The organism is Natrialba sp. INN-245, from assembly GCF_009807105.1.
GTDB lineage: Archaea > Halobacteriota > Halobacteria > Halobacteriales > Natrialbaceae > Natrarchaeobius > Natrarchaeobius swarupiae.
In genome coordinates this window covers 55131-78135 of the sequence record NZ_WUBV01000001.1, presented here as the reverse complement: position 1 = coordinate 78135, position 23005 = coordinate 55131, and the positions used below count along the sequence as shown (strand labels likewise).

Annotated in this window: 26 protein-coding genes and 1 pseudogene; 13 read left to right on the top strand and 14 right to left on the bottom strand. The window is 63.9% G+C overall.

Annotated features, from left to right (window positions below; all coding sequences use genetic code 11):
* The first annotated feature begins 362 nt into the window (after positions 1 to 362).
* The gene (locus tag GRS80_RS00380) at positions 363 to 782 is read left to right on the top strand and encodes a universal stress protein (protein WP_160045811.1); all 420 of its coding nucleotides are present in this window, start codon (positions 363 to 365) and stop codon (positions 780 to 782) included.
* 80 nt (positions 783 to 862) lie between these two features.
* On the opposite strand, the gene GRS80_RS00375 is transcribed toward GRS80_RS00380, so the two are convergent.
* Both GRS80_RS00375 and GRS80_RS00370 read right to left on the bottom strand, forming a co-directional pair.
* Positions 863 to 1354, bottom strand: coding sequence for a universal stress protein (locus GRS80_RS00375; protein ID WP_160045810.1), 492 nt, complete (start codon positions 1352 to 1354; stop codon positions 863 to 865).
* A gap of 276 nt (positions 1355 to 1630) precedes the next feature.
* Positions 1631 to 1882, bottom strand: coding sequence for a hypothetical protein (locus GRS80_RS00370; protein ID WP_149082104.1), 252 nt, complete (start codon positions 1880 to 1882; stop codon positions 1631 to 1633).
* A 162-nt stretch (positions 1883 to 2044) separates the two neighbouring features.
* Here GRS80_RS00370 and GRS80_RS00365 point away from each other — a divergent pair, with 162 nt between their 5' ends.
* From GRS80_RS00365 to GRS80_RS00345, 5 genes are all read left to right on the top strand, one after another.
* Entirely contained in the window at positions 2045 to 2470 is a 426-nt protein-coding gene (locus GRS80_RS00365) for a universal stress protein (RefSeq protein ID WP_149082105.1), read from the top strand.
* 105 nt (positions 2471 to 2575) lie between these two features.
* The gene (locus GRS80_RS00360; protein ID WP_160045809.1) at positions 2576 to 3037 is read left to right on the top strand and encodes a universal stress protein; all 462 of its coding nucleotides are present in this window, start codon (positions 2576 to 2578) and stop codon (positions 3035 to 3037) included.
* 313 nt (positions 3038 to 3350) lie between these two features.
* Positions 3351 to 3989: a reverse transcriptase-like protein gene (locus GRS80_RS00355; protein ID WP_160045808.1), complete on the top strand. Its 639-nt coding sequence runs from the start codon at positions 3351 to 3353 to the stop codon at positions 3987 to 3989.
* 46 nt (positions 3990 to 4035) lie between these two features.
* Positions 4036 to 4494 (top strand): DUF2240 family protein, encoded by a 459-nt coding sequence (locus GRS80_RS00350; protein ID WP_160045807.1) that lies wholly within the window; start codon positions 4036 to 4038, stop codon positions 4492 to 4494.
* Positions 4495 to 4519: 25 nt separating this feature from the next.
* Positions 4520 to 4996, top strand: a complete 477-nt coding sequence (locus GRS80_RS00345; RefSeq protein ID WP_160045806.1) for a hypothetical protein — start codon at positions 4520 to 4522, stop codon at positions 4994 to 4996.
* A gap of 31 nt (positions 4997 to 5027) precedes the next feature.
* On the opposite strand, the gene GRS80_RS00340 is transcribed toward GRS80_RS00345, so the two are convergent.
* Together GRS80_RS00340 and GRS80_RS00335 are read right to left on the bottom strand one after the other, a co-directional pair.
* The gene (locus GRS80_RS00340) at positions 5028 to 5693 is read right to left on the bottom strand and encodes an HAD family hydrolase (protein ID WP_160045805.1); all 666 of its coding nucleotides are present in this window, start codon (positions 5691 to 5693) and stop codon (positions 5028 to 5030) included.
* A 31-nt stretch (positions 5694 to 5724) separates the two neighbouring features.
* Entirely contained in the window at positions 5725 to 5904 is a 180-nt protein-coding gene (locus GRS80_RS00335; protein ID WP_160045804.1) for a hypothetical protein, read from the bottom strand.
* An 83-nt stretch (positions 5905 to 5987) separates the two neighbouring features.
* Here GRS80_RS00335 and GRS80_RS00330 point away from each other — a divergent pair, with 83 nt between their 5' ends.
* The 3 genes from GRS80_RS00330 (at position 5988) to GRS80_RS00320 (ending at position 9715) form a co-directional block, all read left to right on the top strand.
* Entirely contained in the window at positions 5988 to 7745 is a 1758-nt protein-coding gene (locus tag GRS80_RS00330; protein ID WP_160045803.1) for a cation:proton antiporter, read from the top strand.
* On the top strand, positions 7738 to 9429 hold the full coding sequence (locus tag GRS80_RS00325; RefSeq protein WP_160045802.1) for a cation:proton antiporter: 1692 nt from the start codon (positions 7738 to 7740) through the stop codon (positions 9427 to 9429). Before GRS80_RS00330 ends, GRS80_RS00325 begins: the two co-directional genes overlap by 8 nt.
* Before the next feature lie 91 nt (positions 9430 to 9520).
* Positions 9521 to 9715, top strand: coding sequence for a hypothetical protein (locus GRS80_RS00320; RefSeq protein WP_343161388.1), 195 nt, complete (start codon positions 9521 to 9523; stop codon positions 9713 to 9715).
* 115 nt (positions 9716 to 9830) lie between these two features.
* Here GRS80_RS00320 and GRS80_RS00315 read toward each other — a convergent pair whose 3' ends face one another.
* From GRS80_RS00315 to GRS80_RS00305, 3 genes are all read right to left on the bottom strand, one after another.
* A complete protein-coding gene (locus tag GRS80_RS00315) occupies positions 9831 to 11531 on the bottom strand; it encodes a cation:proton antiporter (protein ID WP_160045801.1) in 1701 nt (566 codons plus the stop codon).
* The gene (locus tag GRS80_RS00310) at positions 11524 to 13323 is read right to left on the bottom strand and encodes a cation:proton antiporter (protein ID WP_235019592.1); all 1800 of its coding nucleotides are present in this window, start codon (positions 13321 to 13323) and stop codon (positions 11524 to 11526) included. Before GRS80_RS00310 ends, GRS80_RS00315 begins: the two co-directional genes overlap by 8 nt.
* A gap of 262 nt (positions 13324 to 13585) precedes the next feature.
* On the bottom strand, positions 13586 to 13954 hold the full coding sequence (locus tag GRS80_RS00305) for a methylglyoxal synthase (protein WP_160045800.1): 369 nt from the start codon (positions 13952 to 13954) through the stop codon (positions 13586 to 13588).
* 124 nt (positions 13955 to 14078) lie between these two features.
* Here GRS80_RS00305 and GRS80_RS00300 point away from each other — a divergent pair, with 124 nt between their 5' ends.
* The 3 genes from GRS80_RS00300 (at position 14079) to pyrF (ending at position 16502) form a co-directional block, all read left to right on the top strand.
* Positions 14079 to 14504 (top strand): VOC family protein, encoded by a 426-nt coding sequence (locus tag GRS80_RS00300; protein WP_160045799.1) that lies wholly within the window; start codon positions 14079 to 14081, stop codon positions 14502 to 14504.
* A 438-nt stretch (positions 14505 to 14942) separates the two neighbouring features.
* Positions 14943 to 15620, top strand: coding sequence for a nitrous oxide reductase accessory protein NosL (locus tag GRS80_RS00295; protein ID WP_160045798.1), 678 nt, complete (start codon positions 14943 to 14945; stop codon positions 15618 to 15620).
* A gap of 81 nt (positions 15621 to 15701) precedes the next feature.
* Entirely contained in the window at positions 15702 to 16502 is an 801-nt protein-coding gene (pyrF, locus tag GRS80_RS00290; protein WP_160045797.1) for an orotidine-5'-phosphate decarboxylase, read from the top strand.
* Between the two features lie 98 nt (positions 16503 to 16600).
* Here pyrF and GRS80_RS20250 read toward each other — a convergent pair whose 3' ends face one another.
* Entirely contained in the window at positions 16601 to 16777 is a 177-nt protein-coding gene (locus GRS80_RS20250; RefSeq protein WP_200840293.1) for a hypothetical protein, read from the bottom strand.
* A gap of 179 nt (positions 16778 to 16956) precedes the next feature.
* On the opposite strand from GRS80_RS20250, the gene GRS80_RS00285 reads away from it, so the two are divergent.
* The gene (locus tag GRS80_RS00285) at positions 16957 to 18570 is read left to right on the top strand and encodes a GTP-binding protein (RefSeq protein WP_160045796.1); all 1614 of its coding nucleotides are present in this window, start codon (positions 16957 to 16959) and stop codon (positions 18568 to 18570) included.
* A 124-nt stretch (positions 18571 to 18694) separates the two neighbouring features.
* On the opposite strand, the gene GRS80_RS00280 is transcribed toward GRS80_RS00285, so the two are convergent.
* From GRS80_RS00280 to GRS80_RS00255, 6 genes and pseudogenes are all read right to left on the bottom strand, one after another.
* Complete coding sequence (locus tag GRS80_RS00280) at positions 18695 to 18862, bottom strand: hypothetical protein (RefSeq protein WP_160045795.1); 168 nt, start codon at positions 18860 to 18862, stop codon at positions 18695 to 18697.
* Between the two features lie 5 nt (positions 18863 to 18867).
* Positions 18868 to 19713, bottom strand: a pseudogene (locus GRS80_RS00275) (alcohol dehydrogenase catalytic domain-containing protein).
* A gap of 144 nt (positions 19714 to 19857) precedes the next feature.
* Positions 19858 to 20646 carry a hypothetical protein gene (locus tag GRS80_RS00270; protein ID WP_160045794.1) on the bottom strand — a complete coding sequence of 263 codons (789 nt, stop codon included), beginning with the start codon at positions 20644 to 20646 and terminating at the stop codon, positions 19858 to 19860.
* Between the two features lie 173 nt (positions 20647 to 20819).
* Positions 20820 to 21602: a YihY/virulence factor BrkB family protein gene (locus tag GRS80_RS00265; RefSeq protein ID WP_149082121.1), complete on the bottom strand. Its 783-nt coding sequence runs from the start codon at positions 21600 to 21602 to the stop codon at positions 20820 to 20822.
* A gap of 243 nt (positions 21603 to 21845) precedes the next feature.
* Positions 21846 to 22592, bottom strand: a complete 747-nt coding sequence (locus GRS80_RS00260) for a CAP domain-containing protein (protein WP_160045793.1) — start codon at positions 22590 to 22592, stop codon at positions 21846 to 21848.
* Positions 22593 to 22678: 86 nt separating this feature from the next.
* A complete protein-coding gene (locus tag GRS80_RS00255; protein WP_149082123.1) occupies positions 22679 to 23002 on the bottom strand; it encodes a lycopene cyclase domain-containing protein in 324 nt (107 codons plus the stop codon).
* Between the last annotated feature and the right edge of the window lie 3 nt (positions 23003 to 23005).

The window sequence follows — 23005 nt, the reverse complement described above, 5'->3', positions numbered from 1 at the left end:
TGCGACCGTATCATTATCCGGTAGGACGGCTTTGCTGCTGGACACATCAAATTCGTCCTACCACTTCCTTGTGAAGCCTTCTGCACCACCGCCCAACAGTCACCCAATTCTGTGAATAAAGAAAGAGTGTACAACAACTGATACGGTCCACGATGGCTGATTGCCGGTCGATCGCCGCCGTTCTTCGATCGACCGGTACCGACACATCGCAGTCCGTACGATGGGGAAAATGTATCGCTCTAGGGGTTCCACAGGGCGGTCACCGGTGCGCCGGCACTGATGTGCCCCAGTCCCGACGAACTGGCGCAGGCGACGCGGGTGTGAACTATTTGGACGCGGTCCGTGTGGATACTGTCGGAACGATGTACGAGACGATACTTGTCCCGACCGACGGAAGCGATTCGGCGAACAGGGCTGTCGAACACGCGTTCGAACTCGCAAACCGATACGACGCGTCCGTCCACGCGATGTATTGCGTCGAAACCCACCGCTACGGGGAACCCGCCCTGAGCAGCACTGAACTCGTTTTGGATCGACTCGAGGATTCGGGCGCCGAAATGCTTCAGGAGATACACGAGCGCGCCGACGAGCGCGGGATCAAGTGTACGTGGGACGTGTGTCACGGCCGTCCCTGGGAGGAAGCTCGTGAGAAGGCGGCCGAGTACAACGCCGACCTGATCGTGATCGGCTTCCAAGGTCAAAGTCACTCCCGCCCGGGCAAAGTCGGAAGTGTGGCCGAGCGGATCCTTCGAACGGCGGACCAACCGGTTCTGACCGTCTGATACGGATCGTTGTCTCGGTTTTCGGTGTGACTGCGTTCTCCCCGCAGTACGGTCACGCCGAGATCACCGCCCATGACGAGCTACGGGGCCTCGCCCGAGTAGAAGTCGGCGTGTGGTTCGATTGCGTCGATCGCGACCGGATGAGGCTGGCGAACGACGTAGACGTCGTACGATCTGTCGCCTGCGACGTGGACGCCGACGCTGGTCAGCGGCGTTACGACACGACCCACGTTTTCGCTCCCGAGAAAGACGACGCTCGGATCGTGGTCTCGCACCAGCCGCTCGATTCGTTCGGCGATCTGGGCTTCCGGGGGAAATTCGCGGATTCGCTCGCAATCGAACGTGGCCGTCGGGGCGAGGCCGTTTACCCGGGTCCGAAGCGTCTCGATAACCTCCTCGACGTCGTACGGTTCTCCCTCCTCAATCCACCCCTTCTCACGCGCGTAGCGCTTTCGCTCCGGGACGACCGTGACGGCTGTCACGTCTTCCTCGAGCGCAGTAGCGAACTCAACAGCTCTCACGAGGGATGTGTCGGCGAGTTTCGACCCGTCGAACGGAACGACGAACGTCATGCGTATTCGTTCCATCCGCCGGTCAATAACGTCGAGGGGTGAACTGCCGATAGGGAGTATCGTCGCCAGCCGAGGGCTCGGCCCCGGCTGTCGTGGCCGTCTCTCGTTCGGGGCAGGGACGCGATGACCGCCGCCGGCACACCTCTGGTTCGGTTTCCTGCCCATCAGTGCTGGTGTACCCGCGATCCGTCTGCGGTTTCAGCGGTACAACGGTACAGCAATCCGTCTCACTCCTCGTCGCGAACGGGGGTATCGCCAGTTGGCTCTCGGTCCGGACTACTCGAGGAACACGGACAGCGCGATGACGAACACCACGGCGTGCCAGACGATCACCGTCGCCGCAACCCTCGGGTCCGATGTCGGAAGCGGCGGGTTTTCGAACATGGCGTGATAGACGAACCCGCTCGCGGCGAGCGCTCCGAGCAAGATTCCCGTGTTGAGCGTCACCGCGGTGAACGTACCGAGGAGTATCCCGCCGACGAGGCTCACCGCGATTCCGGCGAGGATCTTGTCGTAGTAGCTGACCATACTACTCACCTCTAAAGTAGGGTTTCGATCACCGGAACTCTTTCGACAGTTCCTGGTGATCAGGAACGTCGAGGCGGGATGACGGCGACCTCGTCCAGAGCCACCCGTCTCGCTCGTCACACCGCTGATATCCTTATGTCGTTCGTCGACGTACGCCCGGTCATGAGCGATCGACTCCTCGTTCCCTACGACGGATCGGAGCCATCGAAACAGGCCCTCGAGTACGCACTCGAGACGTTTCCGGATTCCGACGTGACCGCACAGTACGTCATCCCGGCACCCGAAGGCTACTGGGCGGTGTTCGAGGCGTCGGAGGATCGGGTCCCCGGAGGGGACGAAGCGAAAGAGCGGGGACGATCACTGCTCGACGACGCGGCGGTGCTGGCGGCCGACCACGGCCACGAGATCCGGACCGAACTCACGTCCGGGACCGCGGATCGCGAAATCGTCCGAGTCGCCGAGACCGAGGATTTCGACGCGATCGTCATCGGAAGCCACGGACGGGACGGAGTCTCGCGCGCCCTCCTCGGAAGCGTCGCGGAGAAGGTCGTCCGCCGATCCGGAGTTCCTGTCCTCGTCGTTCGGTGAGATTCGCCGCCCGATTCGAGGGTGTTCTCGAGGGGAGCGACCATCTCCTCGAGAGGTCCGAACTGTTAACCGCCATCCATTCGTACGGTGACGTACGAGTATCAGATGGTTCCGACCGAGCATGCAGGCGAACCCGTGCGTTCGATTCTCGTCCCGACGGACGGAAGCGACGCCGCCGACGCCGCCCTCGAGCGAGCGCTGACGCTCGCGGCCAACGTGGATGCGACCGTTCACGTCCTCGCGGTCGTCGACACGACGGACGATCCCCTGCGATTCGACTCCGCTCTCGTCGCCGATCTGGAAACGGCGAAAAACGAACTCGTCGAAGACGTCCTCGAGGCGGTCGACGGGAGGCAGGCGGATGTCGTCGGGGCCGTTCGCCGCGGGCGCCCCGCGTCGACGATCGTCGACTACGCGTCTGAGATCGACGCCGATCTGATCGTCGTCGGGCGAACCGGGGAGTCGAGGACCGCGACGGCGTTGCTCGGGAGCACGGCGGACCGCGTCGTCCGAACTGCGTCGATACCTGTCATCGTCGTCCCCGACCCGTCGACAGACACAAACTGATACGGATCGTTGTCGGTCGGTACCGCCGAACTCGCGATCCATCTGCGGGTTCGCCGGTATATCGGTACAGCAGACCGTATGAGTCACTGACTTTCAAATGTACTGTGCGTTCTGTGCAACGTATACGTGGTAAGTCCGCACACCACACATTCATACGACTGTCGTCGACGTGGCCCTCGCCCGCCGGTGGACTCGAGACAGCGTTCGGTTGGCTCGCTCCCGAGACTCCCTCCAAATTCGGAGGAGGGTACCGTGTGTGATGAATGTTAACGCAGACAGAATAGTTAAGTGGTGCAACGTCTTATTCGGGAACATGGCCGCTCACGGCCGGTCCGCACTGCGGGACCTGTTCGACGAGTCGCCCACACCCCATATCGCCCATCCGCCGCGGACCCATCATCGAGACTTCTATGTCGCGACCGACGGGTCGTTCCGGAAATCCGGTGGTGGACTGGGTGCCGTAATCGAGACTCGGGACGGAACCCGCGTCGCACGGATCGCAACGGCGGATACTCCCCCCGACAACAACGTCGCCGAGTACCGGGCGTTACACCTTGGTCTCGACGTTCTCGCCGCACGAGCGCCTCGAGACGCGACCGTCGGCGTCCTCGTCGACCACGACACCCTCGCCAGCAACGTCAACAGCACCGTGTTGGCGGCGAACCATCCAGACGGGAAGCCACCGCGCCCACTCTCGGTCCCGTCCGCGACCGGCTATCACTGGCGGGGCATTCAGGCACGACTCAACGGGTTCGACGCAGTTCGTGCTGCACAAATCGACAGCGATCAAAACCCCGCTCACCCGCTCGCGAACGCTCCACACCAGTACGAACACGTCAACAACGAACCCGATCGCTGCATCCTCCCGGAACCGCCGAAATCCACCGTACACGAGTTTCCGCCGCCGTCCCGTGCCGACCGAAACGGCACCGGCGGACGCGCGTCGGATTGACGCGGAACCGTCACCGTTTTCTCGCCCGTAGAGAGAGTCGTCTTCGATGAGCCTTCGCGTCGCGGTCGCTACACCGTTTCGCCAGAACGGCACGTCACGCCTCGAGGAGAGTGAGTTCGTCGTCTCGCTCTCGCTCGATCGGGGCTGGTTCTCGCCCGATCAGGCCAAGCGACTGATCGACGTCGCGACCCGTGAGGGGCTACTCGAGCACGCGGACGACGAACTCGTCGCCGCGTTCGATCCGTCCGAGGTCACCGTCCCGGAGGAGTTCGTCCCCGACGAGGATCTGCTCCGCGAGCGCTCGGCGTTCGAACGCGTCCTCGACGCGCTGGTCGCGGAAGGGATGGAAAAACACGAGGCCGTCGGCGCGATCAACTCCCTGCAGGACGAACTGGGCGTGACGATCGAAGCGGCGGCCGTGATCTACGCGCGTCGAGAGGGGATCGACGTCGCCGAACTAGTCCCGATCGCGAAGTCCGCGCTGACGGCAGACGAAGCTGGTTAGTCCCTGGCCGACCGAGACGACCGGCATGGTCGAGGAACGGATCACCGACGGCAAACGAATCGCCCAGCTCCTCGCGTCGGAACTCGAGGGCCGCGAAGACGGCGGACTCGAGGCGGTCGCCGTCACTGATGCCGACAGGGACGTCGAGCCGACGGCCGACGGGGCACGCGCCTACGACGTCTCGGTGCTGTCCCGCGACGAGGCAACGACGCCCGAAGATGACGCCGACGTGGGAGACGACGCCAGTGGTGACGATGGGGAAAGCGACGACGGCGAAACCGTGCGGATCGCACGCGTCTTCGTTCACGAAAGCCGGGCGCGCCTCGAGCTCGCGGTCGGCCAGGACGTCGCGGCGCAGACGGCAGAAGAAGGCGATCTACGCGTGCGGCCGAAGGCGACCGAGCCGCCGCGGACGCTCGTCTTCCTCGAAAGCGGTGCCGCGGTCAAACGCGCGACGAACGTGGTACAGTCGGTCGTCGCGCGGGTCCAGTCGACTGAGTAGCGAGCCGCGGTACGACGACCGAATCGGTGTGTTAGGTCCACTTGAGGTCCTCGAGTACGTTCGGGAGGACGTCGGCGATGACGGACTGCTCGACGTGGGCGATGGCCCGCGGATCGGGATCGGGACCGTCCGCGAGGAGGACCTGAATCGCCCGCATTCCGGCACCCGTCGCACCGGCGACGTCGGCGTCGACCTCGTCGCCGACGTAGATCGCTTCTGACGGCTCGACGCCGAGTTCGTTGGTGATCGCCTCGAACGCGCGCGGATCCGGTTTGCCCGCCTCGAGTTCCCCCGTGACGAGTGCGGCATCGAACACCCGCTCCCAGCCGAGCGTCGCGAGTTTGTCCCGCTGGGCCCGGACGGGGCCGTTGGTGAGCAGCCCGACCCGGTAGTTCGCGCGCAACTCCTCGAGCATCCGTTCGACGCCCGGAAGCGGTTCGATTGCTTCCGCGATCGTCTGTCGGTAGGCGGCGGCGAGTTCGGCTGGATCCGCGTCGCTCTCGCGGCGCTCGAGGAGGGCCGCGAAGATCGGCTCGCGACTCTCCTGGGTGAGGTTGTTCCGATGAGCCTCGAGGTACTCGCTTCTGGTCAACGCCGGGGCGTTCACCGCCTCGACGGCCTCCTCGAGAATCGTCTCTCTGTCCCGACGGGGCACTGCGAGCGTGTAGTCGAGGTCGAAGATGACCGCCCGTGTCATGAGAGGGGAAGGGGACTCGAGAGGGTTGAAGCTATCCTTTTTCGTGGCGTTCGCGGCCGTCCGTTGGCTGCCAGCGTCGCGGAATGCACTCGAGCGTTCCGCAGCGTTCGGCCGAAATGACCGTTCGAACCCGGCCGTCTTTCGGTAGGACACTCGAGACGACGACTCGCTCGAGAAGGCCAATTCCGCTGGGAGCGTGCGCAGAGGGCATCGTGAATTGTCATCTTATCTGATATGAGAGCGACGTGGGGTTTCGACACCGTTAATTCGCGGCGCTCGTTTCGTTCGAACGGAATGGTCACCGAGGTAGCACTCACTGCTGATTTCGCTATTATTATTTTGAGTGCGACGCTCGCCGGATTCGTCGCCAAACGGACGGGTCAGCCGACGATCATCGCGTATATCCTCGCCGGTGTCGTGATCGGTCCGGCGGTCCTCGGTATCGTCGAAGTCAGCGAACTGACCGAACTGCTCTCGGAGCTCGGGCTCGCACTCCTACTGTTTCTGCTCGGTATCAAGATGCGACTCGACGAGATCAAACACATCCTCTCGCCGATCGTCAAGATCTCGATCCCACAGATGGCGGCGGTCTTCGCTGCCGGGATGGGAGTTGCGTTGGCGTTACCGCCGTTTGGCCTCCTCGAGTCGTTTATCATCGGCCTGGCGGTGATGTACAGTTCTACGGCCGTCGTCATCAAGATGTTAAACGACAAGGACGAAGCCACGTCCTTGCACGGCAAGATCGACGTCGGCGTCCTGCTCGTCCAGGACGTCGTCGTCGTCATCATCCTGGCCGTGCTCGCGGCCGGTCGACCGGACGATCTCGCTGAAGTCGCGACCACGCTGGCCGTCGTCCTCGTCCTCGTCGCGCTCATCACCGTCGCGGCCGTCACCGCGTCCCAGTCGGTGCTGCCGGTCGTTTTCCGACGCATCGCGGACAACAAGGAGGTGTTCTTCCTCGTCGCCCTCTCGTGGGCGTTCCTCTTCGTCTTCGTCTCGGACAATATCAACCTCTTTCTCGCACCGCTGGGCATCGAGGCCTACCTCTCGATCGAGATGGGCGCGTTCATGGCCGGCCTGGCGATCGCACAACTCCCCTACAGCAAGGAGTTACAGGACCGGGTCAACCCGCTGACCGACCTGTTCGTGATGGTCTTTTTCGTCTCGGTCGCACTCGACCTCCAGGCCGCGCAGTTGCTCGCCCACTGGCAGGAGGCGATCGTCGCCGCGCTCGTGTTGATGCCGGTGAAGTTCCTCGTGTTCTTCTACCTGCTCGACTGGCAGGGGTTCGACCACGAGACGACGTTCCTCGGCTCGATCAACATGATTCAGGTCAGCGAGTTCGGGATCATCGTCGCCGCAGTCGCCTTCGAGGGCGGGTTCATCCCGGCCGAGGTGCTCGGCTTCATGACCCTCCTTGCGATCTTCACGATGGCCGTCTCGGTCTACTTCGTCGAGTTCAACCACGCGCTGTTCGAACGGTTCGAGCCGACGATCAACCGGTGGACCGGCGCCGGCGCGTTCGAGGGCGGCAAACGGGAGTACCGGGACCACGTCGTCGTCGTCGGCTACGACGAGGTGACGAAAAACGCGCTCCCGCTGCTCGCCGACCGATACGAGGACCTCGTCGTCGTCGACCGGACGGTCAGTCACGTCGATACGCTCGAGGAAGGGGGATACGACGTGATCTTCGGCGACGCCAGAAACGCCACGATCCGGAAGGATGCAGCCGTCAAAAGGGCCGATTTCGTCCTCTCGTCGTCGGTCGATCCGGCGGTGAACGAGGCGTTGCTCAGGGACGTCGACGACGACGCGACGGTCTTCGTCGAGGCGAAGCGGATCGAACACGCGCGCACGCTCTACGACAGCGGTGCACACTGCGTCATCATGACCCCGTATCTCGCAGCCGACAGACTCGCGGAGTATCTCCGGGCGTACCTCGAGGACGAGGACGCCCTGGTAGAGGCGATCGACACCGACGTCGAACTGCTGGAGGCGCCGAATTCGCTCCCGGCGCCACGCGATCGACTCGGAGGTGGTCTCGATGAGTGAACTGCTCACGGCGGTGTCGGTACTGTTCATCGTGACCGGCCCCTTCCTGCTCGTCGCCAACCGATTCGATCTCCCGACGGTACCGGCGCTAGTCCTCGCGGGGATCGCCGCTGGATGGGTTCTCGAACCTGACCCGCTGCTCGAGCTCGCGTACTACGGAATCGCCTTGCTCGTGTTCACGTTCGGAGCACGGATCGACTTCGCGGCGATCCGGTCTGTGATCGTCGACGGCGAACTCGCAGCGCTCGGCCAGATTCTCGTCGTCGGCTCGCTCGGCGTCGGATTCGGCCTCACTCTCGGCGTGTCGCTAACCGATGCGATCTATCTCGGAATCGCGGTTGCGTTCTCGTCGACGATCGTCGGCACAGCGCTGTTACACCGAGAGATTATGCTGGATCTCGTCCGCGGACGACTTTCCCAGTCGCTGCACTTCGTCCAGGACCTGATCGCCATCGTCGTCATACTCCTCCTGGGTGCCGGCACGCTCGAGGCGGGGTACGTCGGCCCGGCGCTGGCTGGCGGGGCGGCGTTGTTTCTTGCGGCCCTCCTCGTCAACAGGTACCTGTTCGACGTCATCGGCCGATTCGCCGGGGATTCGGACGAACTCATGATTCTGGGCGTCGTCGCGTTGCTCGCGCTGTTCGTCGGTGCGGCCGAGTTCGTGGGTATCTCGATCGTCGTCGGTGCGTTCGCGGCCGGACTCGCCGTTCGTCACGATCCAGTCGAGTACCTCGGATTGTTCAACGGTATCCAGTCGATCAGGGACTTCTTCGTCGCCATCTTCTTCGTCACGATCGGTGCGCTCGTCGTTGTCCCGTTCGTCGAACTCGGGTGGACCGAGTCCGTCGAGACGCTAGCGCTCGTCGCCGGACTGGTCGTCCTGACCGCAGTCGTGAAGCCAGCCGTCACGACGGCGATCCTGATCGCTCGCGGCTACGAGGCCCGGTCGGCGACGCTCGCCAGCCTCAACACCGATCAAGTCAGCGAGTTCGCGCTGATCATCGTGATTCAGGCGCTCACACTCGAGGCGTTGAGTCCGGCGATTTTCGATGCGATCATCCTCGCCGCCGCTGTGACGATGGTCACCTCAAGCCTGACTCACCGGTACAACGAGGAGATATATCGCACGCTCTCCGACAGTGGTGTAATCCATGGGAAACACGATCGGATCGACGAGTGGAGCGACGTCCCCGAGGAGATCGCCGATCACGTCGTTATCGTCGGCTACGGGAGACAGGGAACGAAACTCGTCGAAACCTGTGAAGAACTCGATCAGCCCTATGTCGTCATCGAGAACGATCCCGCCCGCAGGGACGCCGTCACGAGCGAGTGCGAGGCCGCCGTCGTCGGTGACGCGATGGAGACCTACACCTGGGAGAAGGCGAACGTCGAGGACGCGACACTCGTCCTCTCGACGGTCGACTCCCGGGCTGTCTCGCGTCGTATTCTCTCGCTCGATTTCTCGGCCGACGTGACGCTGCGAGCGGGGGATCAGGAAACCGCCCTCGAACTGCTCGACGAGGGCGCGCTGTACGTCAGTCATCCCGACCTGCTCGCGGGACAGCAACTGGTTCAGCAGATCGAAGAGCTGCTCGACGGTGATCTGAGCCGCGACGAGCTGCGGGAGCTTCAGCAGGCCGAGATCGAGCGACGGGCCGATCACGCACCGCTTCACTTCGGCTGAGACGAGCCGGTGTACCAATTTGCCAGTGCAATCGACCGCCTCCTCGAGCCGGACCGGCACCTCTTTGCCGTCGCCGCGGGTATCGGTCGACGTGTTCGAAGCCAGGCGGGTGCTTCAGGTCGGGCGGAATCTGCTTGTGTACGCTGCAGGGGTCGGATTGCTTGTGATCGGCGCACTGGGACTGGCCGACGCGATCGCGGTCTCGACGGCGGTCAGTATTCCGCTTTTCGTCGTCGGATTGGTCCTCGTGTTGATCGTCCACGAGTACTTCGGCGGTCCAGTGTAGCTGTTCGATTTCTGCGGTTCAGTGTAGTTGTTCGGCTCGATGGGGAGAGTCGTCGACGCGGTGTCAACGGCAATAGACATCGACGGCTCAACGGCAGTCGGCGGCGGTGTGCAGCTCAAATTCGCTCGTCGCGGCTCGCGAACCCGTAGCGCTCGAGCGCGTCGAAGTAGTCGAACTGTTCTCGTTCGAGCGTCTTCGCGTCCGTCTCGCCAGCGGCGAGTTCTTCGACGGTCGAGACGAGCTGTTCACCCGCGAGAACGTTCGGGACGGCAACGTGGGTCGCACCCGCCTCGAGCAACTCGCCGGCTTCGTCGGCCGATTCGGTCCGGAGCAAGACGTCGGCGTCGGTCTCGAGGCCGAGAACCGTCTCGGAGAGTGAACGGTGGTCGACGGTCGAGCAGACGAGTGTCGCGTCCGCGACCTGGGCTTTCTCCCACGGGTAGACGGCAAGCGCGTCGCCGAGGACGTAGTTTCGACACTCGGCGTTGAGCTCGTCCCACAGCACGGGATCGTTCTCGATGACGACGTACGGCTGGTCGAGTTCCTCGAGCGTCTCGACGATTCGGCGACCGATCCGGCCGTAGCCGACGACCACGACGTGGTCGGCGAGGTCGGAGACGTTACTCCGGTCGTCGACCTTTCGCGTTCGCCGCCGACGGAATATCCTGGCGACGACGTATTCGTACACCGTATCCTCGACCCGGCGGCCGAGAAAGGTCAACACCATCGTCGCGGCCGCCGCGAGGATGATCGCATCGAACACCGCGTCGGCGATCGTTCCCATCAGCAACGCCTGGATGGCGATGATGAGCGCGAACTCGCTGACCTGATTCAAACTCGAGCCGGCGAGAAACGCCGTCCGAGCGTCGTACCCTTCGTAGACGAACGAGAGGACGTGAACGATCGGATTCATCACGAGGACGAGGGCCGCGAGCGTACTCGCCATCACGAGAACCTCGATCGAGGGGACCGCGACCAGCGCCCCGACGGTCACGAAGAAGATAGCGACGAAGAAGTCCGTGATCGCGTCGATACCGTTTCGAACCTCGAGCGACTGTGTGCCGTCGCTTCGGATGGCGACGCCGGCCGCAAACGCCCCCACGACGATCGAGAGGCCGACGAACTCCGCGCCAGCGATGAAGGCGATGAGAATCGAGATGCTTCCGACCAGCACGAGTTCACCGTCGCCCTCCGAGAGTCGGACGAGTATCGGGAACCCGTGGCGGTAGATCAGCAGGCCCGCGACCACGAACAGGACGCCGTAGCCGATCTGTGCAGCGATTGTGTCGGCCGTGACGACTTCGGTGCTGAGGATCAACAGGAGGCCGATCGCGACCAGGTCGTCGAAGAAGTGAATCGACGAGGCCAGTCGCCCGTGAACGAGGTTGTCCCGAATTTCCGAGCCGAGGACGACGCCGCCGACCAGCGACGAACTCAAGACGACGGCCGTGGTGAAGTAGACCGCATTTCGGAGGGGATCGGACACGCCGAGGGAGACGGCAAACAGATAGCCGATCCCGAGCGCGATCGGAGCGACGACGATCAGCTGTGTCACCGCCGCAATCTCTGCGTCGCGCAACACCGACTCGAGGTCCCCGAAGTCGATCCGGATCGCGAAGACGAAGACGAGAAACGCGATCCCCCACTGGGCGAGGACGATGATCTCCGCCTGGGTGACCGATTCGAACGTGCCGGCGATCAACCCGGCGATGATGTAAAACGGAATCGGAGAGAGTCCGAAGTGATTCGCAACCAGCGACAGGAGTCCGGCGGTGACGAAGACGACCGCGAGCGTGATTACGAGCTGTTCAGTCATGAGTCTCCCCTCCAGGTGTCTCGTCGCTACCGACGTCGGTGGCGACGTCCGATCCGTCCCCCGCCTCCGCGTCGTCGGCTCCGCCGTGGTCATCGGACTCGAGCGTCGCACGACGTCGACGTGCTTCGATCCCGTTTACGTCGCGATCGACCACCTCGTCGAACGCCTCTCGATCGGTGACGTACAGTTCGACGTACTCGCTTATCTTCTCGGCTGCGAGATGCGTGCTCATGATGACGTACGTCGCGCCGCGGTCGTAGAGGGCGCGCGCGTCGGTTATTCGCTCTGCCTCGACGAAGACCGTTGCGTCCTCGCCGACCTCCTCGAGCAACGCCTCGTTGACCTCCCGCTCGACGCTCGAGCTCAACACGAACGCGGCCCCTTTCAGGTTCGCTTCCTTGCGGACTTCTGTGTGGCGGAAGTCGCCGAAGACGTACTCGTATCGCCCCTCTCGCTCGAGTTCCTCGACGTGATCGGTCTGTCGATCGATGACGACCACCTCGCCGAACTTTCGCTCGAGCATCGGGAGCGCCGACTCGGTGATCTCGTCGTAGCCGATGGCGATCGCGTGGTCCTCGTACGTGCCGATCTCGGCGTCCGTCGCGTCGTCGGACTCGAACCGACGGAACCACGGCTCGAGGCGTTCGTAGATTGCGTGGTTGTAGGCGATGATATAGGTCGAGACGCCCATCGTCAACAGCGCCATCAGGCTCAGGTAGCCGAGCACGTCGGGACCGATCAGCTCCTGCTCGATCGCGAGCGCGCCGACGATCAGCGAGAACTCGCTGACCTGAACCATATTGATCGAGCCGAGAAACGAGGTTTCGACGTCGAACCCTTCCCGGTCGATGAGATAAAACATGATCCAGAAGTTGCCGACCATCAGGACGATCGAGGCGACGATTGCCTGCCACCAGTAGGCCAGCAGGCTCGAGAGGCCGTCGATCTGGAGGCCGATGGTGGCGAAGAAGACGAGGATGAAGAAGTCGGTGATCGGCGTAATCCGGTCCTCGAGTTCCTTGCTGTAGGGAAGCTGGGCGAGGCTGATACCGGCGAGGAACGCGCCGACTTTCGGATCGAGGTTTGCGCCTTCCGCGACCGCGACGAACAGGAACGCCCAGGCGATGGCGACGATGAGGAACACGTCCTTGTTGTCCGCGATGCGCCGGAACAGTCCGGGCAAGATGTATCGCGAAGAGAACAGCGAGAAGATGCCGATAAAGGACATCATGACGAGGATGACGCCGAGCGTCGACGCGATGTCGGCTGCGCCGCCGAGTTCGTCGGCGGTAAACAGCGCGAGGACGATCACGAGGTAGATGTCCTGGACGATGAGGACGCCGACGTCGATCTTGCCAGGGAGGCTGGTGATCTCGTCTTTGTCGGTGAGGATCTTGACGATGATCGGCGTCGCGCCGAAGACGGTCGCGAGTGCGATGACGAGAATCTCCTGGGTTTCGAATCCGAGCGCTACCGCAACCAGAAACGCGAGCGCCGTCTGCAGGACCGTCTGGCCGAACGCGACGTTCGTGACGGATGGGAGGATCTCGCGGATGTCCTCGAATCGCATCTTCAGACCGAGCAGGAACAACAGGAACGCGAAGCCGAGATCGGCCATCAGTTCGACTAACCCCTCGTCGGTGACGACGTCGAACGCGACCGGCCCGAGGATGATTCCCGTCAGAATGTACGCGATGATCGTCGGCTGGCCCGTCTGGCGAGCGATCAGCCCGATGATCGTCGCGACGACGACGATAATCGCGAAATCGGCAGCGAGAGCGATCTCACTCATCGAGAATCGAGGTACGCCGTTCGTTGGACATCTCGCCTTTATGCATTGTCTTCTCCTCCCGCGGCCCCGAGTCCTGACTCGAGCGTTGTAACCGCTTGTACGAACTACTGTAAGTCAGTTCCGCGACGATCAGTGACGTCCTCGTAACCGTCCCCGACAATCGGTTACGGCAATCCGGCTCGTACGGATTGCTGTCCCTGTGTCCCGCCGCTCCCGGAGAACGGATCCCGGACGCGGCGGGACTGACGGACAGTAAACCGTATCAGTCCGCGAGCCCCTCGATCAGGAACTCCGCCGAAGCGAGGTTCGTCGCCAGCGCAGTGTCGTGGACGTCACAGATGCGCAGCAGTGCGGAGATGTCTGGCTCGTGGGGCTGGGCACGAAGCGGGTCACGGAGGAAGACGATGCCGTCGAGTCGCCCTTCGGCCACCTCCGAACCGATCATCAGATCGCCCCCCAGCGGCCCCGACTCCTTGCGCTCGACCTCGAGGTCGGTCTCCTCCATCAGCCGGCTCCCGGTCGTGCCTGTCGCGATCAGTTCGTACTCGAGGAGTTGGTCCTCGTTCTCTCGGGCGAACTCGATGAGATCCGGCTTCTTCTCGTCGTGGGCGATGAGCGCGACGCGGGTCATACCGTCGGGTTGGCACGCTGGTGAAATAATGGTGGCCATCGTGGCACGAATCGCTCCGATCGCACATCCCCGCGACGTCGACGGATCCTCGCCTTTTACCTGTCCGCTCTCCCGAGTCGGGAGTATGCCCGATCCGAACTGCAGCACACATCACGTCGGCATCACCGTCAACGACCTCGAGGAGACGCTCTCGTTCTACCGGGACGTCCTCGGCCTCTCGGTCGCCGACAGGTTCGCCGTCTCTGGCGAGGCGTTCTCGAGTGCGGTCGGCGTCGAGGACGCAAGCGCCGAGTTCGTCCACCTCGATGGTGAGGGCGTTCGGATCGAACTCGTCGAGTACGACCCGAAGGCACGAGCGTCGGCGTCCGCGGGGCTCAACCAGCCCGGGGCGAGCCACGTTGGACTCGAAGTCGACGACGCCGACGCGTTCTACGAGGGGCTTCCGGATGACGTGGCGACGATCAGCGAACCACAGACCACCGAGACCGGGAGCACCGTCTTGTTCGTCCGCGATCCGGAGGGAAACCTCGTCGAGTTGCTCGAGTTCTGATAGGGATTCGGGTTCAGATAGTCGGATTTTTACCCAGACCGGACACAGTCGCTCGGGAAGCGGACGCTCGCATCGACTCATACGGTCTGCGATGACTGATTTCCGGTCGATCGCACCGCCGGTCTGCGATCGACCGGTAACGACTCATCGCGGTCCGTATCATACGGATCGTTGTCGTTCGGTACCGGTGATCGCTCGGACGGGGTCACCGATCACCGGTAAACCCTGACAACAATCCGTATCAAGGACGCCCGGCAGTATATCGTCGGGATCGGAGAAAGTGTTCTGGAGCCACATAAAATTTGGATGATGGATACCCCAGAGTTCAAAGCGGTATCGGTGAGCTTCGGACACGAAAGTCGACCTTTGGTTTGTCCATCGAACGCGTTCGACGAAAGTACCAAATAGCGTTTACATCCCTTGCTCGTTCGTAGCGATATGGAAGACGACTCAACTTCCAGGTATGGACGACGTCGCGTACTCGGTGTAATCGGCACGGGAACGGTAGTCGGCGTTGCGGGCTGTCTGGGCGACCAGACGGGTGAAGACGACGCACCTGGTGACGGAGGCGAGTCGGACGACGAACCTGCGTCGGAATCCGACGAAGGCGAGACGGAAGGTACTGACGAGGACGCTGGAGGCGAGAAAGACATCGAAGTGGCAGCCGCGTTCCCCGACGACAGGGAGTGCGCTGTCTGCAGCATGGTCGCTCGAGAACATCCAGACTGGAACGCCCAGCTAGTTCACGAGGACGGCCATCGCGAATTCTTCTGTTCTTCGGGGTGTATGGCCGCGTACTACGCCGCTCCGGAGGAGTTCGGCGGGCCGGACGAAGACGTGGCGAACGTCTGGGTTACCGGATATGAGACGGGAGAACTCCTCGACGCCTCCGAAGCGGTTTTCGTCCGTGTGACCGATCCGGACCACGTCGACGACATCATGATGCGGAACCCGACACCGTTCGCCGACCGCAGCGACGCCGAGTCGTTCGTCGACGAGTTCGACGAATACGACGAGGACGACATCCTCGAGTTCGAGTCGTTCGACAGAGAACTTGCCGAGTACTACCGCGGGCGATTCTTCGAGGGATCGGACGACGAGGGTCACGATCACTGAGACGGATCGGTCGAATATCTCCCATCTTCGCCCCTCGACCGGATAGGAACTTTTTCGACCTCTGGGACGACAGTCGCGAGTATGAACTTCTTCGACCGGCTTCACGACCGGATTCGGACGGTCGACAGCGTCGTCAGCGTCGGCCTCGATCCCGATCAGTCGCGGATTCCCGATCACTTAGCAGAGTACGATCTCCCGCGGTGGGCCTTCAACCGCCGGATCATCGATGCGACCCACGAACACGCCGCCGCTTTCAAGCCAAACGCCGCATTCTACGAGGATCCCGACGGCTGGCGAGCCCTAGAGGAGACGGTCGCCTATGCTCACGGCAAGGACGTCCCCGTCTTGCTCGACGCCAAGCGGGCGGACATCGGCAACACGACCAGACAGTACGCGAAGATCCTCGAGACCGTCGACGCGATCACGGTCAATCCGTATATGGGTCGGGACTCCCTCCAGCCGTTCCTGTCGAACGAGGAGGCGGGTATCTTCGTCCTCTGTCGAACCTCCAACCCCGGCGGCGAGGACCTCCAGGACCTCGAACTCGAGAGCGGCGAACCCGTCTACGAACGTATTGCCGCGCTCGCGGACCTGTGGAACGAGAACGACAACGTCGGTCTCGTCGTCGGCGCGACCACGCCCGACGAACTCGAGGAGGTCCGCGAAATCGTTCCGGACCTTCCCTTCCTCGTCCCCGGCGTGGGTGCCCAGGGCGGCGATGCCGAGGCCGCCATCGAGTACGGGCTGGCCGACGGCGTCGGGCTGGTCAACTCCTCGCGGGGGATCATCTTCGCCGGCGAGAATCAGGGTGAACAGTTCGCCCAGGCCAGCGGTCAGGCGGCGCGACGGCTCAAAGAGCGGTTGAACCAGTACCGCGAGTAGAGAGGCCGCTGTCCGCCACTCCCGGGGTAGGACTCGTCGCACCCGGCGTACTCACGGCCCGCCCCTGTTCGCGCCGGTACCGACGATACCGGCCGGTCTCAAAACCGGTTGACGTCGACGTCGTCCCGGCGACCGGGATCGGCCTGGGCGGCACAGTCGGCGCACAACCCCAGCCCTCGCTCGTAGTGTTGTTCGCACGCCATCGTCCCGCAGTTGTCACACCGCTCCTGGGCCGGGCGAGACTCACAGATCTGGCAGAGACCGCTGACGCTCATACCACTCGTAGGCGCTCGAACGCCTTGAATCCGGGCCCGGAACTCGTCTCGAGTCGGATGGCGGGCTCGAGGCCACGAGTCGGGAGAGGATCGTTCAGGAGGGGTTCGGGGTCGGTAACCGTGACGTTTGTCAGCACGTGACGGGAAGGCTTTTGCCGTGTGGCTCTCTACCGGTGGGTATGAGCCGTGACCGGGCTCTCCTCGAGCGAGCCCTGGACCGTGGCGAACAGGACGGTGGCAGCGTCGAATTCAAAGAACGGTTGTCACGAGACGTCCACCTCGAGGGTGGGCGTCGGGAGAGTCTGGCCGCCCAGCTCAGACACCGCATTCTCTCCGGCGACGGCGAGGCCACCTACGTCGTGGGCGTCACCGACGACGGCGGGCTCGCCGGCGTCGATCCCGACACCTTCTCCGAGACGATGGACGTCCTCTCGTTGCTCGCCGAGGAGGCCGACGCACACATCGAGAACGTCCAGACGTGGGGCGTTGGCGACGGCCGAAACGAGGGGCTCGTCGGCGTCGCCACGATCCGCGAGGGCGGCGTCCTCGAGACGGACGACGAGCACGTCGTCGTCGGGACGGCTGGTCACGTCGACCACGGCAAGAGCACGCTCGTCGGCTCGCTCGTGACCGGCACGCCCGACGACGGCGACGGTGCGACCCGTTCGTACCTCGACGTCCAGCCCCACGAGGTCGAACGGGGGCTGTCGGCGGACCTCTCCTACGCTGTCTACGGATTCGACGAGGACGGCCCCGTCCGCGTTCGAAATCCGAACCGCAAAGCCGACCGCGCGGAGGTCGTCGAGAACGCCGATCGGCTGGTCTCGTTCGTCGACACGGTCGGTCACGAGCCGTGGCTTCGGACCACGATCCGCGGACTGGTCGGGCAGAAACTCGACTACGGCTTGCTCGTGGTCGCCGCCGACGACGGCCCGACCCGGACGACCCGGGAACACCTCGGCGTGTTACTCGCGACCGATCTCCCGACGATCGTCGCGATCACGAAGACCGACGCGGTCAGCGACGAACGCGTCGAGGAGGTCGAACGCGAGGTCGAGCGGCTCCTTCGCGAGGTCGAGAAGTCGCCGCTGCGGGTCGCCCGCCACGGCGTCGACGCCGCGATCGAGGAGGTCGGCGAGCGCGTCGTCCCGATCGTCGAGACGAGCGCGATCACGATGGAGGGCCTCGAGACGCTGGACGAACTGTTCGATCGGCTCCCGAAGACGGGCCAGGACGCCGGCGAGTTCCGGATGTACGTCGACCGCAGCTACTCGGTGACCGGCGTCGGGGCGGTCGCCTCGGGGACGGTGATGTCCGGCGAGGTCGAGGCCGGCGACGAACTCCTGATCGGGCCGATGCCGGACGGGCGGTTCCAGGAAGTTGAGGTTCGCTCGATCGAGATGCACTACCACCGGGTCGACGAGGCCCAGGCGGGACGGATCGTCGGCATCGCGCTCAAGGGGATCAAAGAGAGCGCGATCGAACGTGGGATGGCGTTGCTCCCCCGCGATGCGGATCCCAAGCCGGTACGGGAGTTCGAGGCCGAGGTGATGGTGCTCAACCATCCGACCCGGATCGGCGACGGCTACGAACCCGTCGTCCACCTCGAGACGATCGGCGAGGCCGCCGCCTTCTATCCGGAGGACGGCCGTCTGCTGCCCGGTGACTCGGGGGAGGCCACCGTCCGCTTCAAGTTCCGACCGTATCTCGTCGAGGAGGGCCAGAAGTTCGTCTTCCGCGAGGGTCGAAGCAAGGGCGTCGGGACGGTCACGGACATCCACCCGATGGAGTGACGACGACTCGTCGACGTCGCCGAGAGTTCGTCTACTCTACCCGTGGTCCGACTGCTGCCGTACGTTCACTTTCGATGATTGTGGCTGAGTCGACATCCCTTGGGACTATGCTCTCCGACAGCTCCTACGGCCGCCTCGAGTAGGCGATCACGGAATCGCTGATCGTCTCCGGAATTCTCCCCTTCTGGGTGTCGTCGCCGCCGGCGTCTCGATCGGCGTCGGTATCCTCCTGTTCCCGCTGGATCTGCTGGGGATCTACACTCTCGGTTCGTTCCCACCAGCAGATGGCCACGTGAGTCAGAACTGCGTGACGACGGGTATTCCGACGGTTCGATACTCGCCCATCGCGGACAGCGTCTCCGGAACGTCCTCGATCGAGAGGTGCTCGCCGACGATTTTTCCCGGCTCGATCGTCCCCTGTCGAATCAGGTCGAACAGCCCTCCGTAGCGGACGGCTGGCATGCCGTGAGGGCCGTAGAACTCGATCTCCTCGAGTGTCATGTGGTCGACTCGGCAATTCGATGTCGCCGGCGTCATCGCCGGTCGTGAGGCCGATCTGGACGTGCGTTCCCCTCGTTCCCAGTCCTCGGATCGAGTTTCGGCAGGTGTCGGCGATCCCGAGCGCGTCGACAGAGACGTTCGCGCCGCCGTCCGTGATCGCGACGATCTCCTGTGCGACGTCGTCGACCGCCGTTGTGTCGATCGTCTCGGCTGCCTCGAGTTCCCGCGCCCGCTCGAGTGGCTCCGGGCGGACGTCGACGGCGATCGGTCGGGCACCGAGTCCCACCGCGACGTGGACCGCCGACAGACCGACGCCGCCACAGCCGTGGATCGCCCCTCCCGACAGTGCGGACAGGTGCCGTCTCCGAGGTGAAACGGAACGGTGACTCGATCACCCTCCGCGAGGGTCTCGACGTCCTCTCCGACGGCCGCGACGACGCCCGCCGGCTCGTGGCCGCGGATCTGGCCCTCCGGAACCGACGCGCCGACCCAGCTCCAGTCTCCCTGCCAGGCGTGCCAGTCACTCCGACAGATCCCACACGCCCGCGTCTCGACGACGACCTCACCCCGGCCTGGCTCCGGAGTCGCCACGTCTTCGATCACGAGCGGTTCGCCGTGTTCCTCGAGGACGGCAGCGCGCATCGCTCGAGTCTTCCGGCGACGAGAACAAAAAGAAACCCGGCCGAACGAAGAATCGTGTGTCGGTCCGCCGAGACAGCCCGTCGAATCGGTGTCGGGCCGCTCGAGCGACGGGGCGAGGAGTCACCGCGACTGTCGCGGTTGTGCCTACCCCGAAAAGAGGTCTTTGATCCGGCCGATCACGCCGCCGGTGGAGTCGCTGGCCCCTTTGTCGTCAGCGGACCCCGCCGAGGTGTCGGCCCCAGCCTCACTGGCCTCGAGTTGGGCCGTATCTCCCTCGATCCGTGCCGCGTCGCCGTCGGTTGGGGCGGTATCGCCGGTCGACCGGGCGTACGATTTCGTCGGTGGACTCGCCGTCTCGAGGTCGTCCAGCGAGAGGTCGACCTCGTCGATTTCGGGCGAGGGGTCGCGGCCTTCGCCGGCTTCCGCGGCCCGAACGTCCGCACCCGTGACGTCCCCGCGTGCGATCCGGGTCTCGAGTGCGTCGTGGTCCACGACCCGATCCTCGCCGGCAGTTTCGCCGTCGGGTTCGGTTCCGGATTCACCGCCAGCGTCGTTCGCGGGAACTGTTTCACCACGGCCGTCGCTCGAGGCGTGACGCTCGGGTTCGTCGATCGTCTCTGGAACGCGTTTCTCGTCGAACGCCACCGTACCGGACCCTTCCGGCCCGGTACTCTCGTCGTCGGACGACGGGTCGTCGTCCGTCTCGCTCGCCGTTTCGATCGGCCGGGAGTCGTCTTCGGGCTCGTTCGAACGCGAACCGTCCTCCGACTCGTTGTCCGGAGCGGACTCGTCCAGCGAGTCCAGGATGTCGTCGACGCTTCGCTCCGAGACGACTCGCTGTGGCCCGCCACCGGGCTCGAGCCCGCCACTCGAGGTGCCGGCTGCCCCTTCGACGTTGTCCTCGTCGGAACGGTGCGATCTGTCGTCGGTCATGGTGGTTGTCTGCCCACCAGGCCAGCATAATTGTTTCGACGACCACAACCTGTATGAAATGAAACTAGTCCGGGACTGGTCGACGACTCTTCGTACGCTTTTCTCTCCACCAGTGCCGGCCCAGCCGCGGCCTGTGGGGCGGGCGTGACCGGATAATGGGACAGCAACCCGTCTCACTCGACGAGTGCCGGCCGTGACAGGACGACGTTGAGTACGGCCCCGAACAGGATGACGATGCCGGCGAAGTAGAGCCAGGTGACGAACAACAACACTCCACCGACAGCGCCGTACGCCTGATACCGGCCGGCGTTCGCGGCGTAGAGCTGGAATCCTGCCTGCAGGATCGCCCAGCCGACGGCGGCGAACAGTGCGCCGGGAACTGCTTCCGCGAGGTCGATCGAAATCGGCGGCAGGACGTAGTAGATCGGAAGGAACACGAGAACGAGTCCGACTAGCAAGACGACCCAGCTCAGCACTCCCGCGTACGGAACGGCTCCGGAGACGATACCGAGCACCGTCCCCACGACGATCATCAGCGCCAGGGCACCTGTGCCGGCGACGATGACGACCAGCCCCTCTCGGATCTCGGTGAGAAGCGAGTCCTCGGCGACCTCGTCGTAGATTCTGTCGAAAGCCAGGCTGAGCCCGCGAAACACCTTGAGCGCACCCCAGATGGCGACGCCGAGCGCCACAACCGTCGCCTCTGTGCGTCCAGCTTCGGTCGTCAGTGCGTCGGTAACGAGGTCCTCGCCGGCTTCGGGGAGAAAGTCGCCGGCGACGAGGATCAACTGCTGTGCGATCCGCTCCCCGCCGAGAAGCGAGCCGACGACGAGTGCGAGCAACACGAGCGGGATCACGGAGACGAACGCGTAGTAGGCGAAGCCGGCCGCGAGGTAGGTAACGTCGCGGTCGCTCGCGGTTCGATAGAGCGCGAGGGTCGTCGCTTTCGGATCCATACTGGGTCTACGACCGCCGACCTATTGACGTTGTGATCGGTTTGCAACAGCTGTGCCGGCTCCGTCGTGACTCTCGAGTTCGTCATTTCTGGTTTGTGTGGCAGTGTCACAGTCCGTCCGAGAGTCCCACGGACTTCCTACACACCACCTCCAGCGGTCGTCTCATACCGTCTACTGTGCGTTATTTCCGGCACATCTGGATCCGGACAGCAGTTGCGCCGGGATACCGGGACAGCAAGCCTATCAGTACTCGTGACAGAAGTTGTGCGACGCGTAGACTTCGCCGTCGTCGGTGATGTAGACGCCGACACCGCCGCGGTCCCAGCCCGGCCCGCCGTGGTCTTCGAGGATCGCCTCGCGATGGGACGTGGAGTTCATCCACTGGTCGACTAGCCCCTCCGCGAGCCCTTCGGCGGTGTGGTACTCGACGATATCGCCGTTTCCGGGCCGCTCGACCGGTCTGTCGACCCACGTGAGCGCGATGTTTTCACCGTAGCCTCGACAGTAGCCGTCGACCGCGCTGAACCGATCGAACGGACCTTCGTCGTCGGGGTTGACGTGTGCGAAGTACTCGCGCTCGGCCATGTCCTGGCTGTGTGCACGCGAGACCGAGGCTACGGTGCCGTCCCACTCGAGGGGCTCGAGGCCGTGGTCGGCCCGTCGGTCGTTCACTTCGGCGTGGACGAATCGCTCGACGTCGGCCGACGAGATGGGCTCGACATCGGTTTCGTACGTCGACGCTCCGGGGTCGTCGGGGTCGGTAACGTCGGGATAGTGCTCGTCGACCGGCGGCGGGTCGGCGCTCGGATTCGGCAGATCTCGAACGTCGTCGACCGTCTCGAGCGTCGACGGCGCGAACGAGACGATCCCGAAGACGAGCGCCGAGAGGACGGCGACGGCGAGGCCCAGTCGAACGATCGCACGGAGGATGACACGATCGCTCGAGTCGTCGGCGTCCCCCACCCGTTCGCTCGCAGGTCGGCGGTCCATCGTTCGCCGGGACACCACCAGTACCCAAGACGGTCCGGGTGCGTTGCAGTCGCTGAAACTCGGGTAGGTCGGAGCCGGTCGGGGCTCTATCCGCCCGCGGCGTCAGCGGCGTCATTACCGAATATCGTCTCGTGGATGCCGATGACTAGCCCCGGGACGACAGCCATAAACAGGTGTTCCTCGAGTGGAATGCCGGCGACGTCGATGCCGGTTCGGAGCGTGATGTCGAAGACGCCGACGGCGAGGGTGTACCGATCCCAGACGTACGCGATCGGATAGAGGACGAGGATCGTGACGGCGGCTTTCCGCAGCGCGCCCGCTCGCCTGAGCAGGACGAACGCGACGGTTCCCCAGAACAGTTCGGTCGCGAGGTAGGTGTACCGACCGAGAACGCTGATGTCGGGTCTCATACG

Excerpts from the sequence above, each read along its gene's own strand:
- GRS80_RS00285 (WP_160045796.1), top strand. The coding sequence starts at position 16,957 with ATGAGCCGTGACCGGGCTCTCCTCGAGCGAGCCCTGGACCGTGGCGAA.
- GRS80_RS00330 (WP_160045803.1), top strand. The coding sequence starts at position 5,988 with ATGGTCACCGAGGTAGCACTCACTGCTGATTTCGCTATTATTATTTTG.
- GRS80_RS00325 (WP_160045802.1), top strand. The coding sequence starts at position 7,738 with ATGAGTGAACTGCTCACGGCGGTGTCGGTACTGTTCATCGTGACCGGC.
- GRS80_RS00270 (WP_160045794.1), bottom strand. The coding sequence starts at position 20,646 with ATGACCGACGACAGATCGCACCGTTCCGACGAGGACAACGTCGAAGGG.
- GRS80_RS00255 (WP_149082123.1), bottom strand. The coding sequence starts at position 23,002 with ATGAGACCCGACATCAGCGTTCTCGGTCGGTACACCTACCTCGCGACC.
- GRS80_RS00265 (WP_149082121.1), bottom strand. The coding sequence starts at position 21,602 with ATGGATCCGAAAGCGACGACCCTCGCGCTCTATCGAACCGCGAGCGAC.
- GRS80_RS00260 (WP_160045793.1), bottom strand. The coding sequence starts at position 22,592 with ATGGACCGCCGACCTGCGAGCGAACGGGTGGGGGACGCCGACGACTCG.
- GRS80_RS00310 (WP_235019592.1), bottom strand. The coding sequence starts at position 13,323 with ATGAGTGAGATCGCTCTCGCTGCCGATTTCGCGATTATCGTCGTCGTC.
- GRS80_RS00360 (WP_160045809.1), top strand. The coding sequence starts at position 2,576 with ATGGTTCCGACCGAGCATGCAGGCGAACCCGTGCGTTCGATTCTCGTC.
- GRS80_RS00300 (WP_160045799.1), top strand. The coding sequence starts at position 14,079 with ATGCCCGATCCGAACTGCAGCACACATCACGTCGGCATCACCGTCAAC.
- GRS80_RS00350 (WP_160045807.1), top strand. The coding sequence starts at position 4,036 with ATGAGCCTTCGCGTCGCGGTCGCTACACCGTTTCGCCAGAACGGCACG.
- GRS80_RS00375 (WP_160045810.1), bottom strand. The coding sequence starts at position 1,354 with ATGACGTTCGTCGTTCCGTTCGACGGGTCGAAACTCGCCGACACATCC.
- GRS80_RS00340 (WP_160045805.1), bottom strand. The coding sequence starts at position 5,693 with ATGACACGGGCGGTCATCTTCGACCTCGACTACACGCTCGCAGTGCCC.
- GRS80_RS00365 (WP_149082105.1), top strand. The coding sequence starts at position 2,045 with ATGAGCGATCGACTCCTCGTTCCCTACGACGGATCGGAGCCATCGAAA.
- pyrF (WP_160045797.1), top strand. The coding sequence starts at position 15,702 with ATGAACTTCTTCGACCGGCTTCACGACCGGATTCGGACGGTCGACAGC.
- GRS80_RS20250 (WP_200840293.1), bottom strand. The coding sequence starts at position 16,777 with ATGAGCGTCAGCGGTCTCTGCCAGATCTGTGAGTCTCGCCCGGCCCAG.
- GRS80_RS00355 (WP_160045808.1), top strand. The coding sequence starts at position 3,351 with ATGGCCGCTCACGGCCGGTCCGCACTGCGGGACCTGTTCGACGAGTCG.
- GRS80_RS00380 (WP_160045811.1), top strand. The coding sequence starts at position 363 with ATGTACGAGACGATACTTGTCCCGACCGACGGAAGCGATTCGGCGAAC.
- GRS80_RS00305 (WP_160045800.1), bottom strand. The coding sequence starts at position 13,954 with ATGACCCGCGTCGCGCTCATCGCCCACGACGAGAAGAAGCCGGATCTC.
- GRS80_RS00295 (WP_160045798.1), top strand. The coding sequence starts at position 14,943 with ATGGAAGACGACTCAACTTCCAGGTATGGACGACGTCGCGTACTCGGT.
- GRS80_RS00370 (WP_149082104.1), bottom strand. The coding sequence starts at position 1,882 with ATGGTCAGCTACTACGACAAGATCCTCGCCGGAATCGCGGTGAGCCTC.
- GRS80_RS00335 (WP_160045804.1), bottom strand. The coding sequence starts at position 5,904 with ATGCCCTCTGCGCACGCTCCCAGCGGAATTGGCCTTCTCGAGCGAGTC.
- GRS80_RS00315 (WP_160045801.1), bottom strand. The coding sequence starts at position 11,531 with ATGACTGAACAGCTCGTAATCACGCTCGCGGTCGTCTTCGTCACCGCC.
- GRS80_RS00345 (WP_160045806.1), top strand. The coding sequence starts at position 4,520 with ATGGTCGAGGAACGGATCACCGACGGCAAACGAATCGCCCAGCTCCTC.